General features: G+C 72.6%; 14 protein-coding genes. 5 read left to right on the forward strand and 9 right to left on the reverse strand.

Going from position 1 to position 13862, the window contains the following annotated elements; genetic code table 11:
• The first annotated feature begins 294 nt into the window (after positions 1 to 294).
• Both ACF062_RS30305 and ACF062_RS30310 read left to right on the forward strand, forming a co-directional pair.
• Positions 295 to 852 (forward strand): heme-binding protein, encoded by a 558-nt coding sequence (locus ACF062_RS30305; RefSeq protein ID WP_392142824.1) that lies wholly within the window; start codon positions 295 to 297, stop codon positions 850 to 852.
• Positions 853 to 1000: 148 nt separating this feature from the next.
• Positions 1001 to 2416: a M1 family metallopeptidase gene (locus tag ACF062_RS30310; protein ID WP_392143016.1), complete on the forward strand. Its 1416-nt coding sequence runs from the start codon at positions 1001 to 1003 to the stop codon at positions 2414 to 2416.
• Positions 2417 to 2423: 7 nt separating this feature from the next.
• On the opposite strand, the gene ACF062_RS30315 is transcribed toward ACF062_RS30310, so the two are convergent.
• The 4 genes from ACF062_RS30315 to ACF062_RS30330 all read right to left on the reverse strand — a co-directional run bounded on the left by ACF062_RS30315 (position 2424) and on the right by ACF062_RS30330 (position 5069).
• Entirely contained in the window at positions 2424 to 2933 is a 510-nt protein-coding gene (locus ACF062_RS30315) for a GNAT family N-acetyltransferase (RefSeq protein WP_392142825.1), read from the reverse strand.
• Between the two features lie 10 nt (positions 2934 to 2943).
• Positions 2944 to 4005 (reverse strand): hypothetical protein, encoded by a 1062-nt coding sequence (locus ACF062_RS30320; protein ID WP_392142826.1) that lies wholly within the window; start codon positions 4003 to 4005, stop codon positions 2944 to 2946.
• A complete protein-coding gene (locus tag ACF062_RS30325) occupies positions 3983 to 4333 on the reverse strand; it encodes a PadR family transcriptional regulator (RefSeq protein WP_223775353.1) in 351 nt (116 codons plus the stop codon). Before ACF062_RS30325 ends, ACF062_RS30320 begins: the two co-directional genes overlap by 23 nt.
• Positions 4334 to 4493: 160 nt before the next feature.
• Positions 4494 to 5069 carry a TerD family protein gene (locus tag ACF062_RS30330; protein ID WP_392142827.1) on the reverse strand — a complete coding sequence of 192 codons (576 nt, stop codon included), beginning with the start codon at positions 5067 to 5069 and terminating at the stop codon, positions 4494 to 4496.
• Between the two features lie 186 nt (positions 5070 to 5255).
• Here ACF062_RS30330 and arfB point away from each other — a divergent pair, with 186 nt between their 5' ends.
• The gene (gene arfB / locus ACF062_RS30335) at positions 5256 to 5693 is read left to right on the forward strand and encodes an alternative ribosome rescue aminoacyl-tRNA hydrolase ArfB (RefSeq protein WP_320590607.1); all 438 of its coding nucleotides are present in this window, start codon (positions 5256 to 5258) and stop codon (positions 5691 to 5693) included.
• A 246-nt stretch (positions 5694 to 5939) separates the two neighbouring features.
• Here the strand turns inward: arfB and ACF062_RS30340 are convergent, their stop codons facing one another.
• Positions 5940 to 6431 carry a flavin reductase family protein gene (locus ACF062_RS30340; RefSeq protein WP_392143017.1) on the reverse strand — a complete coding sequence of 164 codons (492 nt, stop codon included), beginning with the start codon at positions 6429 to 6431 and terminating at the stop codon, positions 5940 to 5942.
• 419 nt (positions 6432 to 6850) lie between these two features.
• On the opposite strand from ACF062_RS30340, the gene cdgB reads away from it, so the two are divergent.
• Complete coding sequence (gene cdgB / locus ACF062_RS30345; RefSeq protein WP_223775352.1) at positions 6851 to 8488, forward strand: diguanylate cyclase CdgB; 1638 nt, start codon at positions 6851 to 6853, stop codon at positions 8486 to 8488.
• Between the two features lie 87 nt (positions 8489 to 8575).
• Positions 8576 to 9559: a carbohydrate-binding protein gene (locus ACF062_RS30350; RefSeq protein ID WP_392142828.1), complete on the forward strand. Its 984-nt coding sequence runs from the start codon at positions 8576 to 8578 to the stop codon at positions 9557 to 9559.
• 3 nt (positions 9560 to 9562) lie between these two features.
• Here ACF062_RS30350 and ACF062_RS30355 read toward each other — a convergent pair whose 3' ends face one another.
• The 4 genes from ACF062_RS30355 to ACF062_RS30370 all read right to left on the reverse strand — a co-directional run bounded on the left by ACF062_RS30355 (position 9563) and on the right by ACF062_RS30370 (position 13702).
• On the reverse strand, positions 9563 to 10432 hold the full coding sequence (locus ACF062_RS30355; protein ID WP_392142829.1) for a ketose-bisphosphate aldolase: 870 nt from the start codon (positions 10430 to 10432) through the stop codon (positions 9563 to 9565).
• A gap of 87 nt (positions 10433 to 10519) precedes the next feature.
• Entirely contained in the window at positions 10520 to 11455 is a 936-nt protein-coding gene (locus tag ACF062_RS30360) for a 1-phosphofructokinase family hexose kinase (protein ID WP_392142830.1), read from the reverse strand.
• A 104-nt stretch (positions 11456 to 11559) separates the two neighbouring features.
• Positions 11560 to 12711, reverse strand: coding sequence for an N-acetylglucosamine-6-phosphate deacetylase (nagA, locus tag ACF062_RS30365; RefSeq protein WP_392142831.1), 1152 nt, complete (start codon positions 12709 to 12711; stop codon positions 11560 to 11562).
• 7 nt (positions 12712 to 12718) lie between these two features.
• Complete coding sequence (locus tag ACF062_RS30370; protein ID WP_392142832.1) at positions 12719 to 13702, reverse strand: ROK family protein; 984 nt, start codon at positions 13700 to 13702, stop codon at positions 12719 to 12721.
• Between the last annotated feature and the right edge of the window lie 160 nt (positions 13703 to 13862).

Raw genomic sequence — 13862 nt, forward strand, 5'->3', positions numbered from 1 at the left:
GTGGGAGCGAAGGGTGACTGGAGCTGAGGCCGGGCCTGGCGGGTGCGGGGTCGGCCTGTGTCGGTCCACTGTGGGCCACCCTCTCGTCGTGATGCCGTGACGCGTGCGCTGAACTGGGCGAACATCCTCATTGTGGCCCGGCGGGGCCACGCTCGGGTCAACCGATCGGCTGACCCCGTTGTCGGCCGGGTGGCGTCCGGCTCCCAGCCGGTACGCCGAGGGGTGTGGGGTGGGTCCCGGCTGAGGATTGAGGCGTCACCACACGTCAGGCAGTCCACACCACCAGGAGTCCCGATGCAGAAGCTCTCCCGCCGTACCCGCGTCCTCACCGGTGCCGTCGCCGTCGCCGCCCTCGGTGCCGGGACCCTCGGTGCCGTCTCCGCCAGCGCCGGCACCCCCGACGCCGCCACCAAGGCCGCCGTCACCGCCGACGCGGGCGACAAGAACCTCACCCACTCCACGCACCTCACGGTGGCCGCCGCCACGAAGGCCGCGCAGGCCGCGCTGGACGCCGCGAAGAAGGAGAACCAGCGCGTCACCGTGGCCGTCGTCGACCGCAACGGCAACACCGTCGTCACGTTGCGCGGTGACGGCGCGGGTCCGCAGTCGTACGAATCGGCCGAGAAGAAGGCCTACACCGCCGTCTCCTGGAACGCGCCCACCTCCGAGCTGGCCAAGCGCCTGGAGCAGGCCCCGAACCTGAAGGACATCCCCGGCACGCTGTTCCTCGCGGGCGGCGCCCCGGTGACCGCCAAGGGCGCGCCCATCGCGGGCATCGGCGTCGCGGGCGCCCCGAGCGGTGACCTGGACGAGAAGTTCGCGCGAGCGGGCGTGACAGCCCTCGCCCGCTGACCTCGCGGTGCCCCAGGCGCCCGGGGTTTGTGGTCTCCGGGCTTCCCGTCGGGGGCACCGCGTCAGGGCCGGCCGGCCCAACACCGAACAATTGCCGCATAAGATCACCGGCGTGGACCTGCGATCTCCGGCCGCCCGAGCCGCCACCGTGCCCCGTCCCCGTACCGTCGCCTGCGCCCTCGCGCTGCTCGTCGCCGTCAGCGGGTGCGCCGGCGCGGGTGTGGACGGCACTCCCGGGGCGGACGGCGTGCGCGACCCGTACTTCCCGAAGCTGGGCAACGGCGGTTACGACGTCACGCACTACGGCCTGACCCTCGGCTACGACCCCGACGGGCGCCACCTCACCGGCACCGCCGAGATCACCGCCCGCGCCGCGAAGAACCTCAGCTCCTTCAACCTCGACCTCAAGGGCCTCGACGTCTCCGCGGTCACCGTCGAGGGCAAGGCGGCCCGCTTCCAGCGCGCGGGCCAGGAGCTGCGGGTCCGCCCGGCCGACGAACTCGACCGGGGCGAGACGTTCGTGGCGACCGTCCGCTACTCCGGCACCCCCGAGACCATCACCGACGCGGACGGCTCCGAGGAGGGCTGGCTCAAGACGGCGGACGGCGCGCTCGCGCTCGGCCAGCCGGCCGGCTCCATGGCGTGGTTCCCCGGCAACCACCACCCGAGCGACAAGGCCTCGTACGACATAGTGATCACCGTCCCCAAGGGGCTGACGGCCGTCTCCAACGGCGAGTTGACGCGCGAGTCGACCAAGAACGGCCGCACCACCTTCGCCTGGCACAGCGCCGAACCGATGGCGAGCTATCTGGCGACCGTGGCCGTCGGGGAGTACGAGATGAAGACGACGGCGACCGAGGACGGGCTGCCGGTCATCACGGCCGTCGACCCCTCGCAGGCGAAGGCGGGCAAGAAGGCGCTCGCGAAGATCCCGGACATCCTGGAGTGGGCGGAGTACAACTTCGGGCCGTACCCGTTCTCCTCGGCCGGCGCGATCGTCGACCGCGAGGAGGACGCCGCGTACGCCCTGGAGACGCAGACCCGGCCCGTCTTCCCCGGCCCCCCGGAGACCGGGCTCATCGTCCACGAGATCGCCCACCAGTGGTTCGGCGACTCCGTCACGCCGAGGTCCTGGCGGGACATGTGGCTCAACGAGGGCTTCGCGACGTACGCGGAGTGGCTGTACGAGGAGGACCAGGGCGGCGACAGCGCGCAGGACACCTTCGACGCGCTGTACGAGGGCGACTATTACGAGGACTCCGAGGACAACGAGGCGATCTGGGACTTCCCGCCCGCCAAGCCGACGGACGCCGCGCACATCTCGGACGCGCCGGTCTACGAGCGCGGCGCGATGGTCATCCACAAGATCCGCCGGGCGGTGGGCGACGACGCGTTCTACGACATCGTGCAGGGCTGGGCGAAGACGTACCGGCACAAGAACGCGGACACCAGGGACTTCACCGAGTACGTGGAGAAGCACGCGGGCAGCGACGAGGCGCGCGAGAAGGTCAGCCGGATCTGGGGCGACTGGTTGTACGGCGAGGGCAAGCCCGACCACCCCTGAGGCGTGCTCACAGGGGTTTGCGCAGGACCGCGCACGGCCGGTGCAGGGCGCGGTCCTCGCGGTGCCCGATGACGAGATAGCCGAGCGCGGTCCAAAAGCGCAGGGCGGCGGGGTTGTTCTCCAGGACGGCGAGACGCACCGCCGCGTGCCCCGCCGCCCGGAAGCGGTCCTCGACGAGGCGCACCAACTCCCGGCCCACGCCGGTACGGTGCAGCTCCGCGGCCACGATCAGCAGTCCGATCCACGGGTCGGGATCGGCGGGATCGGGATGGCGGGCGAGGGTGATGACGACACCGGCGAGCCGCCCCTCGGAGCGGGCGAGCAGCACCTCCGCGTCGGGGTGGGCCAGCTCGTCCGCGAGGGCCTTGGCGACCTGCTCGACGCGGATGCCGTCGGGGTCGGGGAAGTCCCCGCTGAGCGCGAAGAAGTCCCGGTTCGCCGCGTACAGCCCGGTCACCTCGGTGAGGATGTGACCGGGCAGGGCTCCGTCGACGGCGGTGAGCGGTTCGAGGATCATGCGCGGCAGGCTAGCGGGACGGGTCTGCCCCGGCCTGTCCGCGCGCCTCGCGCCACTCGGCGAACATGGTCCACAGCCAGCAGCCGGACGCGCCCACGTAACAGGCGACCCAGCCCGAGAAGCGGCCCGCTTCGAGGGCCTCGTCGACGGCGAGCACGGCGAACATCCCGGCCAGCGCGGCCGCGCGGTACAGCTTGCGGCGGGCGAGCCGCTGACGCTTGCGGGGCCCTTCGGCGAGCCGCATGGCGTACACCTCGACGTCACCGAAGACGTCCTCGGCGCGCTCGCCGCCCGTCCCCCCGGCGAGATGCTGCCGCACCTCCCGGACATGGCCGCGCGCCTCGGCGGCCGGCATGGCGTGCCGTCCGCGCAGCAGCCCTTCGAGCCGCGCCAGCCACTGCTCGTCGTCGGCGTGCGGACGCGGTGTGAACCAGCGGTCGAGGGTGGCGTCCGGGAACGCGTAGGCCCCGACGGCCCAGGCGGCGCAGCCCGCCATCAGCACCGGCACGGGCACGTCGAACAAGTGCCGGTCGGGGGTGGCGGAGGCGACGGCGGCCCCACCGGCGAGGGCGCAGGCGGCCCACGCGAGGAAGCCCCACATGCCCCACACGCCCCGGATCCGGCCGGCGGCGCGGGCGCCGAGGGCGAGGGCGCCGAGCGAGACGACGGCCACGACCGTCGAGCTCATGGCGACCGAGGCCCAACTGCCCGTCACCCACAGCCCGTCCTCGATCCAGTACAGGACGCACAGGACGAACCCGACGCACCCGAGCGTTCCGAAGGCGGCGCGGACGCCCTCGCCCGGCGTCATGCCGTGCGCGTCGGTCCTGGCCCGGTGCTCCTCGCTGACGCGCTCGGCGGCGACGGCGGACGCGTACGCCTCCGGGGCGCCGAGCACCTCGTGCGCCGGCAGCCCGGCCTCACGCACCAGTTGGTGCGCCTCGGCGAGCGCCTCCTCGGTGAGCCCGAGGGGCACGTCGTGGTCGAGCGCGAGCCGTACGTGGACGGTGTCGGCCCACTCCTGGTCCTCCTCGCGGGCCCAGTCCAGCTCAGCCGTACGAGTCTTGCCCACTGTCGTCCCCCTTGCCGAGGAGCGAGGCGACGGTCCGGGTGAAGTCACCCCACGCGGCCTGGTCACGCCGCAGCCTCGCCCGCCCCTCCTCGGTGATCCGGTAGTACTTCCGTCCGGGGCCGCCTTCGCCCGCGCCCCACTCGACGGCCACGGCGCCTTCTTCTTCGAGGCGGGTGAGCGCGGGGTAGAGCGTCGCGGCCTTGACTCCTTCGAGTCCCGCGTCGGCGAGGCGGCCGAGCAGGGCGTAGCCGTAGCTCTTCTCCTCGCCGTCGAGGATGCCGAGCAGACACAGGGGCAGCGCGGCGCGGGTCCACGCGGTGGCGGCCACGGATGCTCCACCCTTCTCTTCGGGTCCACGGACTATTACGGAAATCATAGTAGTGGCTCTCTGGGGCTTTCCGGTGACCGCCGTGGTTCCGCGCACGCCAGAGGGCCCCGGCACACGTGCCGGGGCCCTCTGGGGATCGTGATCAGCCGGAGCTGTCGGCTCAGACGTTGACGCCGAAGTCCTGGGCGATGCCGACCAGGCCCGAGGCGTAGCCCTGGCCGACGGCGCGGAACTTCCACTCCGCGCCGTTGCGGTACAGCTCGCCGAAGACCATGGCGGTCTCGGTGGCGGCGTCCTCGGAGAGGTCGTAGCGGGCGAGCTCCGTGCCACCGGCCTGGTTGATGATGCGGATGAACGCGTTCCGCACCTGGCCGAAGTTCTGCGAGCGGTTCTCGGCGTCGTAGATCGAGACCGGGAAGACGATCTTCTCGATGTCGGCCGGCAGACCCGCGAGGTTGACGTTGATCTGCTCGTCGTCGCCCTCGCCCTGGCCCGTGACGTTGTCACCGGTGTGAACGATGGTCTGGTCCGGCGTCGCCTTGTTGTTGAAGAAGACGAAGTGCTGGTCGGAGAAGACCTTGCCCTGCGTGTTCACCGCGATGGCGGAGGCGTCCAGGTCGAAGTCGGTGCCGGTGGTGGTGCGGACGTCCCAGCCGAGCCCCACGGTGACGGCGGTCAGGCCCGGAGCCTCCTTGGTAAGCGAGACGTTGCCACCCTTGGACAGGCTTACTGCCATTGTTGGGAGTCCCTTCCCTCGTTTACGACGCACCGCGTGAAAAGTCAGTGCGTACGGGCTTCGTACTGGGGACGAAGCTACCTTCACTGGTACCAACGCCGACCGGGGTCCCCAAGGTTCCGCATGGCTTTACTTTCTTTACGTTCCCCTAAAAGGGCGTGACGTGAGCCCGACAGACGCGGGACCATGGGGGACATGTCCGGTCCCCATGTCATCCGCGGCTCCGTCTCCCTGCCCGAGGCCGAGCTCATGTGGCGTTTCTCGCGGTCGTCAGGGCCGGGTGGCCAGCACGTCAACACCAGCGACTCCCAGGTGGAGCTGCGGTTCGACCTCGCGAACACCGACGCGCTGCCCGAGGTGTGGAAGCGGCGTGCTCTGGAGCGGCTCGGCTCCCGGCTCGTCGACGGCGTCGTCAGCGTACGGGCGAGCGAGCATCGCTCGCAGTGGCGGAACCGGGAGATGGCCGCGACCCGGCTGGCCGCCCTGCTCGCCGAGGCCACCGCCCCACCACCGAAGCCGCGGCGCGCGACCAAGGTCCCGCGGGGCATCAACGAACGAAGGCTCCGGAACAAGAAGCAGCGCAGCGAGACGAAGCGGGGCCGTTCCGGGCAGGGCTGGGGCTAGGGCCCCGTCAGGGGCGCGGGGAACTGCGCGAGCGACCACAAAGGGGCCGCAGACGCGTCTGCCGGGACATCGGCAGACGCGTCTGCGGCTTTTCGCGGGCTGAGCGCGCCGTTCCTCGCGCCCCCTACGGGGCGGGGGGCTGGTGCCCCGTCAGGGGCGCGGGGAACTGCGCGAGCGACCACGAACAAGCCGCAGTCGCGTCCGCGGCCTTCCGCGGCCCCTACGGGGGCGACGCAGGGTCAGGGCTCAGCCCAGTTGCCGGTACTTACCCCGGAAGTACAGCAGCGGCCCGCCCTCCCCCGCCGGCAGCGACGCAGTCAACACGCGGCCGATCACCAGCGTGTGGTCGCCCGCGGCCACCGTCTGCTCCGTGCGGCACTCCAGGGTCGACAGCGCGCCGCCGATCAGCGGGGCGCCGGACTCCGTGCCCCGCACGTAGGGGATGTCCTCGAAGAGCAGCCGGTCGCTGATCCGGCCCTTCATCGCGAAACGCCCCGCGACGTGCCGCTGGCTCTCCGCGAGCACCGAGACCGCCCACAGCGGCTGCTCGGCGAGCAGGTCGTCCATCCGGGAGCCCTCGCGCAGGCTCACCATGACCAGGGGCGGGTCCAGCGAGACGGAGAGGAAGGCGGTCGCCGTCATGCCCACGTCCTCGCCCGCGGGGGCGTCCGGGTCGTCGGGGTCCAGGCCCGGCTCGCGCGCCGTCACCAGGACCACGCCCGCCGCCAGACGGGACATCGCCGCGCGGAACTCGTCGTTGCTCACCCCGTCAGCATGCCCATCCGGGGACGGGTGGCGGGAGGAAGGCGGGGCCGGGGGAGTCTTCAATACGTGAGCCACAGTGGCGACGCTAGCCCGGACGCCCCCGGCACCACATCGGCCCCGGGGCCGAGGCCGGTCCTAGGACCCGAGGCGGAGAGGGGTGGCACCCAGTGTCGCGCGGGGCAGTGGACCAGACCAAGGGACTGGACCAACGGCGGCGCCCCACCTGTGACTTGAGTCACAGGACCCATATTTTGTTGACCCTGTGTACCGAGTGGGCAGCTCGCTGTGATTCAGTGACGGTGGCAATAAGACACTGAGGGCACAAGGGCACAGAAAGTCACTGCGGGCGCCGCGCATCCTGGATTGCTGTCGAGGTCTCGGGGAGAACGAGCATGGAGACCGAGTCGGAGCCGTACGTCCGTCTTGCGACCCTGCGGCAGCTGCATCAGGTGGTAGCGGAGCTGAACACGGCCCGGAGCCTGGCGGACACGCTGCAGACCGTCGCCGACGGCGTCGTCAACGGCCTTGGCTATGAACTGGCCTGCGTCAATCTCGTGCGCCCCGACGGCGACCTCGTCGTCGCCGCCTTCGCGGGCAATACCGCCGCCGAGGCCCTCATCACCGGCCGCGTCGGCTCCCGTGACGCCTGGGAGCGCCGCCTCGCCATGGGTGAGCCGTGGGGCGCCCTGCGCTTCATCTCGTACACCGAGGGCTGGGTCCTCGACGACGACGACGTCCCGCAGTGGTACACCGAGGGCCCCGAGCCCCGCTTCGAGGACGAGTGGCACCCCGCCGACCGCCTCTTCGCCCCCATGTACGCGACCGGCGCGGCCGGCGGCGAGCTGCTCGGCGTGATCTCCGTGGACCGCCCGCGCAACGGCCGCAGGCCCGGCGCCTGGGGCCGCGAGGCCCTCCAGATGTACGCCTTCCAGGCCGCCATCGCGATCAGCAACGCCCGGCTGCGCGCCAACATGCAGCGCGCCCTGGTCCGCCTGGAGCGCGAGCAGCAGGCACTGCGGGCCAGCGAGGAGTCCTTCCGGCAGGCCTTCGAGTACGCCCCCTCCGGCATGGCCATCGCCGAGATGGGCGGCGACCAGCACGGCCGGCTCCTGCGGACGAACGACGCCTTGTGCCGCCTCCTCGGGCGGCCCGCCTCCGCCATGCGGCGCTACTCCTTCTCCGACCTCGTGCACCCCGAGGACATCGGCACCCTCCTGCGCACCTCCGCCGAGGGCGGCCGGGCCGAGCTGCGCCTCGCGCGGCGCGACGGGACGTATGTGTGGGTGTCGCTGCGCAATTCCGTCGTCGCCGACGCCGCCGACGGGCCCCGGTTCCTGCTCACACACGTCGAGGACATCGAGGAGCGCAAGCGGCGCGAGCTGCAGCTCGCCCACCGGGCCTCGCACGACTCGCTCACCGGGCTGCCCAACTCCGCCGAGCTGCGGTCCCGGCTCAGCGCCCGCCTGTGCCGCAGGCCGCACGCGGGCCGGCCGAGCGCCGTGGACTCCCTGGACGCCGCCTACGAACACGGCTTCGACTTCGGGCACGCCTCGAACCAGCACGACGAGGGCTTCGACCACCACGTCCACACCATCGCCCCCGAGGGCCGCGAGGGGGACGTCGACGACGGGACCAAGGGGCTCGCGGTCCTCTTCTGCGACCTCGACGGCTTCAAGTCGATCAACGACCGGTTCGGGCACCACACCGGCGACGCCGTCCTCATCGAGGTGGCGAGAAGGCTCACCAACGGGGTGCGGGACGGGGACACGGTGGCGCGGCTCGGCGGTGACGAGTTCGTCGTCCTCGCCGACGGCCTCGGCCGCGCCGACGCCCAGGACCTCGCGGTCCGGCTGCGGAACGCGATCATCCCGCCGATCCGCGTCGACGGCAGGGCGGTCCGGGTGGGGGCCAGTTTCGGCATCGGCTGGGCGCACTGCGGGATGTCGGCGGACGAAGTGTTGCACTCCGCTGACCAGCGGATGTACGTGGAGAAACGCTCTCGTGCCAAGCAGCAGCGGCGGGCCGGCTGACGGTCTCGATGAGGTCAACGCCACCCGTTGGCACCAGCCGGACCGGGTAGGCTCCCCGCGTCAGCGATGTGAGGGAGTGACCTGGGAATGACGCCCGGCAATAACGGCGAGAACACGCCGAGCGCGCCGCAGGGCGACGACGATCCGTTCGGCTACCTGTACGAGGACGGACAGGCGGCCGGAGCGACCCCGCCGAGCGGCGGGGGCGGCTATGGGTACCCGGGTCCCCGGTCCTCGTACAACCACGTCAGAGCCGTCGGCGACCGGCGGCCGTACTCACAGGGCTACGGCCAGCAGACGTACGGCCAGCAGGTCCCGCCGCAGCAGCCGCAGCAGGCGTACGGCCGGCCGAACGCGCACTACACCGCGCCCGAGGCGCAGCCCGGCGGCGCGCCCGTCACCTCGCCGCAGTACGCGCCCGCGGGCGGCGGCCGCGGCCGGGGGCCCAACACCAAGGGGCTGCTGATAGCGGCCATCGCGGTGGTGGCCGTCGTCGCCATCGGCATCGGCGCCGCCATGCTCTTCGGCGGCGGCGACGAGAAGGACGACGGCAAGGAGGCCGGCGGCAAGCCGTCGCAGGCCGCGTCCGTCGAGCCCAGCGAGAAGCCGACGAAGAAGCCGAAGGAGAAGACCGAGCTGCCGAAGACGGACGCGCAGGCCCTGAAGCTGGAGGGCGGCACGACGACGGCCTCCGACGTGCCGGGCGCCAAGGCCGGCGGCGGGGTCTACGTGGCCGGGTTCGACAAGGTCGGCGCCCAGGTCACCTGGACCGTCAACGGCATCCCCAAGGCCGGCTCCTACAAGCTGTGGGTGAACTACGGCGTGCCCGGCAAGGACTCCAACGCCACCATCCTCGTCAACGGCAACAAGCAGACCCGTCCCCTGAACATGGAGAACTTCGCCCACGCGAAGGAAGGCGACTGGGAGAAGGGCTGGACGCGCACGTGGGCGCTTGTCCAGCTCACCAAGGGCACCAACACGGTGACGCTCACCTGCGCCCAGAGCGACCTGTGCGGGACGACCGGCGCGAACATCGACCAGATGTGGCTCATGGAGGCCGACGGCAGCTGAGCCTCAACGCCCGTCTTCCCGGGGCGGCTTCAGCAGCCCCAGGAACCCCGCCACCGTCCCGGCCATCGCCTCGCGAGCCGGGACGAGGTATTTCCGGGGGTCGACGCCCTTCGGATCGCCTTTCAGGTACGCGCGCACCTCACCCGTGAACGCCGTGTTGAGTGCCGTGCCGACGTTGATCTTCACCATGCCGGAGGCGATGGCCCGGCGGATCTCCGCGTCCGGCACGCCGCTTGAGCCGTGCAGGACCAGGGGCACGGGGACGGCTGCCGCCAAGGACGCGATCAACTCGTGGTCCAGGGACGCCGTGCGCTCCGTCATCGCGTGCGTGGAGCCGACGGCCACCGCGAGCGCGTCCACGCCCGTGTCCGCGACGTACGCGGCGGCCTCCGCCGGGTCCGTGCGCACCCCGGGCGCGTGCGCGTCCAGCGGCGCCTCGCCCTCCTTGCCGCCCACCTCGCCCAGCTCGGCCTCGATCCACATGCCCCGCTCGTGGCCCCAGCGCACCGCGTCCGCCGTCGCCTTCACGTTCTCGCCGTACGCCAGCTTCGACGCGTCGAACATGACGGAGCCGAACCCCTCCGGGTGGGCGGCGCGCAGCAGTTCGACGTCCGTCACGTGGTCCAGGTGGAGGGCGAGGCGGGCCGGGGAGGCGTGGGCCACCGCCGCCGTCGCGGCCGCGATCGCCGAGAGCCGGCCGCCGTGGAACCTCACCGCGTTCTCGGAGATCTGGAGGATCGCCGGGGTGCCCGCGCGCTCGGCGCCCAGCGCGATCGCCTCGGCGTGCTCCAGGGTGATGACGTTGAACGCCGCGACGCCATGACCCGCGGCGCGGGCCTGCTCCACGAGTTCGCCGGTGCTGACCAGTGGCACGATGCTCCCCAAATCCCGGGGCGCTGCGCCCCGTTGTGCGGCGGTGCGGATACGGCTCTTGGCGGGCGCTTCTCAGTAGGTTCGGTGTCAGGCCGCCGCGGGGCGGCCGGTCACCGTGACCCGGGGCAGCAGGTCCTCGTACGTCGCCCGGTCGAACTCGCCCGCCGCCGGGGCCGCCACGGTCGCCGCCGACAGGGCCAGGGCGCGTGCCAGCCGGTCCGGCCAGGGCAGGCCCTCGGCGAGCCCGGAGAGCAGTCCGGCGACCGCCGAGTCACCCGCGCCCGTGGGGTTGCCCCGCACCGGGGCCGGGGGCCGCGCCTGCCAGCCGCCGTCCGGGGTGAGGGCCAGCAGGCCGTCGGCGCCGAGCGAGGCGACCACGGCGTGCGCGCCCCTGCGGCGGGCGTCGCGGGTGGCCCGCGCGGGCTCGTGGGAGCCGGTCAGCTCGGCGAGTTCCTCGGCGTTGGGCTTGATGATGTCGGGCCGGGCCGCGACGGCGCGGCGCAGCGGCTCGCCGCTGGTGTCGAGCAGCACCGGGACGTGGGCGGCGCGCGCGGCGCGTACGAGCACGGCGTACGCGCCGACGGGGACGCCGGGCGGCAGGCTGCCGCAGAGCGCGACCGCCGTCGTGCCGGGGCGGCGCACCAACTCCTCGTAGGAGCCGAGGAAGGCGGCCCACTCGGCGGAGGTGACGGCCGGGCCCGGTTCGTTGAGCTGGGTGGTGTCGCCGGTCGCCGCGTCGGCCACGGCGAGGGTGCGGCGCGTGGTGCCCGCGACGGGGGCGAACGCGACCGTCACGCGCGGCTCGTCGGCCAGGCGCTCGCGCAGGACGCGTCCGGTGTCGCCGCCCGCGAAGCCGGTGACGGTCACCTCGTGGCCGAGGGCGGCGAGGACGCGGGCGACGTTCACGCCCTTGCCGCCGGGGCGTTCGATCACCTCGGTGACGCGGTGCGTGGTGTGCGGGACGAGGGCGGGCACGCGGTAGGTGAGGTCGAGTGCCGCGTTCAACGTGACGGTGAGCATCACTCATACCACCCCCGAAGTGCCTGTGCGCTGCCGCTCTTTCGCCGGTTCTGATCATGCCAAACAGAAGGCGGTTGGCCCAGGGGTGAGGGCCGACCACCTCGCGATCAGGCGGGGCTGACCACCCATTCGCCCTTGCGCATCACGCCCTTGAGGTCGAAGTCCGCGTCCAGGACCACCAGGTCCGCGTCCTTGCCCGGCTCCAGGGAGCCCACGGTGTCGGCCATGCCGAGGAGCCGCGCCGGGTTGGCGCACAGGGCGCGCACGGTGTCCTCCACGGAGATGCCGTCGACGCTCACCGAGCGCTTGAAGGCGCGGTCGAGGGTGAGCGTGGAGCCCGCGATGGAGCCGCCTTCGACGAGCCGCGCCACGCTGTCCCTCACCTCGACCTCCAGCGGGCCGAGCATGTACCGGCCGTCGCCGAAGCTCGCCGCGTCCATCGCGTCCGTGATGAACGCGACGCGGTCGGCGCCCGCGCGGTGGAAGGCCAGCTCCAGGGCGGCCGGGTGCAGGTGCGTGCCGTCGTTGATCAGCTCGACGGTGATCCGCTCGTCCTCCAGGAGGGCGGCGATGGGGCCGGGCGCGCGGTGGCCGAGGCCCGGCATCGCGTTGAAGAGGTGCGTCGCGACGGTGGCACCCGCGTCGATGGCCTCGACCGTCTGCTCGTATGTGGCGTCGGTGTGCCCGATGGCCGCGATGACGCCGTGCTCGGCGAGCAGGCGCACGGAGTCGAGGCCGCCGGGCAGTTCGGTGGCGAGGGTGAGCATCTTCGCCCGGCCGCGGGCCGCGTCGATCAGCTTGCGTACGTCGGCGGGGTCGGGGTGGCGCAGCAGGTCCTCGCTGTGGGCGCCCTTGCGGCAGGGGGAGATGAAGGGGCCCTCGAAGTGGATGCCGGCGATGTCGCCCTGCTCGGCCAGTTCGCTGAGGAGTCCGGCGCGCTCGGCGAGGAAGTCCATCTCGCCGGTGACGGTCGAGGCGACGAGGGTGGTCGTGCCGTGCAGGCGGTGCGTGTGAACGCCCTTGAGTACGTCCTCGACGGTGCCGGAGGTGAAGGAGGCGCCGCCGCCGCCGTGGTTGTGGAGGTCGACGAAGCCGGGGACCACCCAGTGGCCGGTGAGGTCGAGGGTGTCGGCGTGCGCCTGCGTGTCGGCGGGGGCGTTCTCGGCGATGCGGGTGCCGTCCACGGTCACGCGGCCGTTGGTGACGGTTCCGGTGGGCAGTACCACCTGGGCACCGGCGAGAACCTGGCGAGTGGCCATCAGGTGGTTACCTCCGTGGGGTCGGGTTCGGGTTCGGGTCGGGGTGGGGACCGGGGCCGGTGGGCGCGGCCCCGTCGATGAGGTCCCAGGCGAGCAGGCCGGCGCCCAGGCATCCGGCGGTGTCGCCGAGGGCCGCGGGCACGATGTCCGGCAGCGTCTGGAACTGGACGACGCGTGCCGCCACGGCGGCCCGCAGCGGCGTGAACAACGTTTCCCCGGCCTCGGCCAGGCCGCCACCGATGATCAGGGTGCGCGGGTCCAGCAGAGTGAGGGCGGTGAGCAGGCCGTCGGCCAGGGCGTCGACCGCCTCCTGCCAGACCTCCTGGGCCCTCGGGTCGCCGGACTCCACGGCCTTGGCGCAGTCCGCGGCGTCCGCCTCGGGGTCGCCGCTCGCCTCGGCCCACGCCGTGCTCACCGCGGACGCGGAGGCGAGGCGCTCCAGGCAGCCGCGCTGGCCGCAGCCGCAGGGCGGGCCGCCGGGGCGTACGACGATGTGGCCGATCTCCCCGGCCGAGCCGTGGGCGCCGGGTTCGATGGCGCCGTCGATGCCGATGGCTCCCGCGATGCCGGTGCCGAGCGGCACGAACAGGAAGCGGTCGGCACCCTTGCCCGCGCCGAGGCGGCCCTCGGCGAGGCCGCCGGTGCGCACGTCGTGGCCGAGGGCCACGGGGACGCCCGCCAGGCGGGCGCTGAGCAGGTCCCTCAGGGGGACGTCCTGCCAGCCGAGGTTGGCCGCGTAGACCGCGATGCCTCGGGTGGCGTCGACGATGCCGGGCACGGCGACGCCCGCCGCCGCGGCCGGTTCGCCGAAGTGGGCGATGCCGTGGGCGCGGAGGTCCTCGGCGAAGCCGAGGATGGACTCGACGACCGCCTCCGGGCCGCGCTCGCGGCCCGTCGGGCGGCGGGCGGCGTGCAGCAGGGTGCCGTCCGCCCCTACCAGGGCGGCCTTCATTCCGGTGCCGCCCACATCGAGGGCGATGACGTGTCTCACGGATACAGTCTCGCCCGTCACAGGGCGAAAGGTCTAGTCCACTTCGCGGGAGCTAGGGCCTGTCTGACAATTCCCGCCTGCCTCGCGACGCCATGCACGCACTCTCGCCGCACCGGGCGCAGAGCCAAGTACATCCAGTACGAGGCCCTACGCCCGGCAC

The organism is Streptomyces sp. NPDC015345 (assembly GCF_043078805.1).
GTDB lineage: Bacteria > Actinomycetota > Actinomycetes > Streptomycetales > Streptomycetaceae > Streptomyces.

Coding starts and splice junctions, on each gene's coding strand:
- ACF062_RS30305 (WP_392142824.1), top strand. CDS start 295: ATGCAGAAGCTCTCCCGCCGTACCCGCGTCCTCACCGGTGCCGTCGCC.
- ACF062_RS30315 (WP_392142825.1), bottom strand. CDS start 2,933: ATGATCCTCGAACCGCTCACCGCCGTCGACGGAGCCCTGCCCGGTCAC.
- ACF062_RS30330 (WP_392142827.1), bottom strand. CDS start 5,069: ATGGCAGTAAGCCTGTCCAAGGGTGGCAACGTCTCGCTTACCAAGGAG.
- arfB (WP_320590607.1), top strand. CDS start 5,256: ATGGGGGACATGTCCGGTCCCCATGTCATCCGCGGCTCCGTCTCCCTG.
- ACF062_RS30340 (WP_392143017.1), bottom strand. CDS start 6,431: ATGTCCCGTCTGGCGGCGGGCGTGGTCCTGGTGACGGCGCGCGAGCCG.
- cdgB (WP_223775352.1), top strand. CDS start 6,851: ATGGAGACCGAGTCGGAGCCGTACGTCCGTCTTGCGACCCTGCGGCAG.
- ACF062_RS30350 (WP_392142828.1), top strand. CDS start 8,576: ATGACGCCCGGCAATAACGGCGAGAACACGCCGAGCGCGCCGCAGGGC.
- nagA (WP_392142831.1), bottom strand. CDS start 12,711: ATGGCCACTCGCCAGGTTCTCGCCGGTGCCCAGGTGGTACTGCCCACC.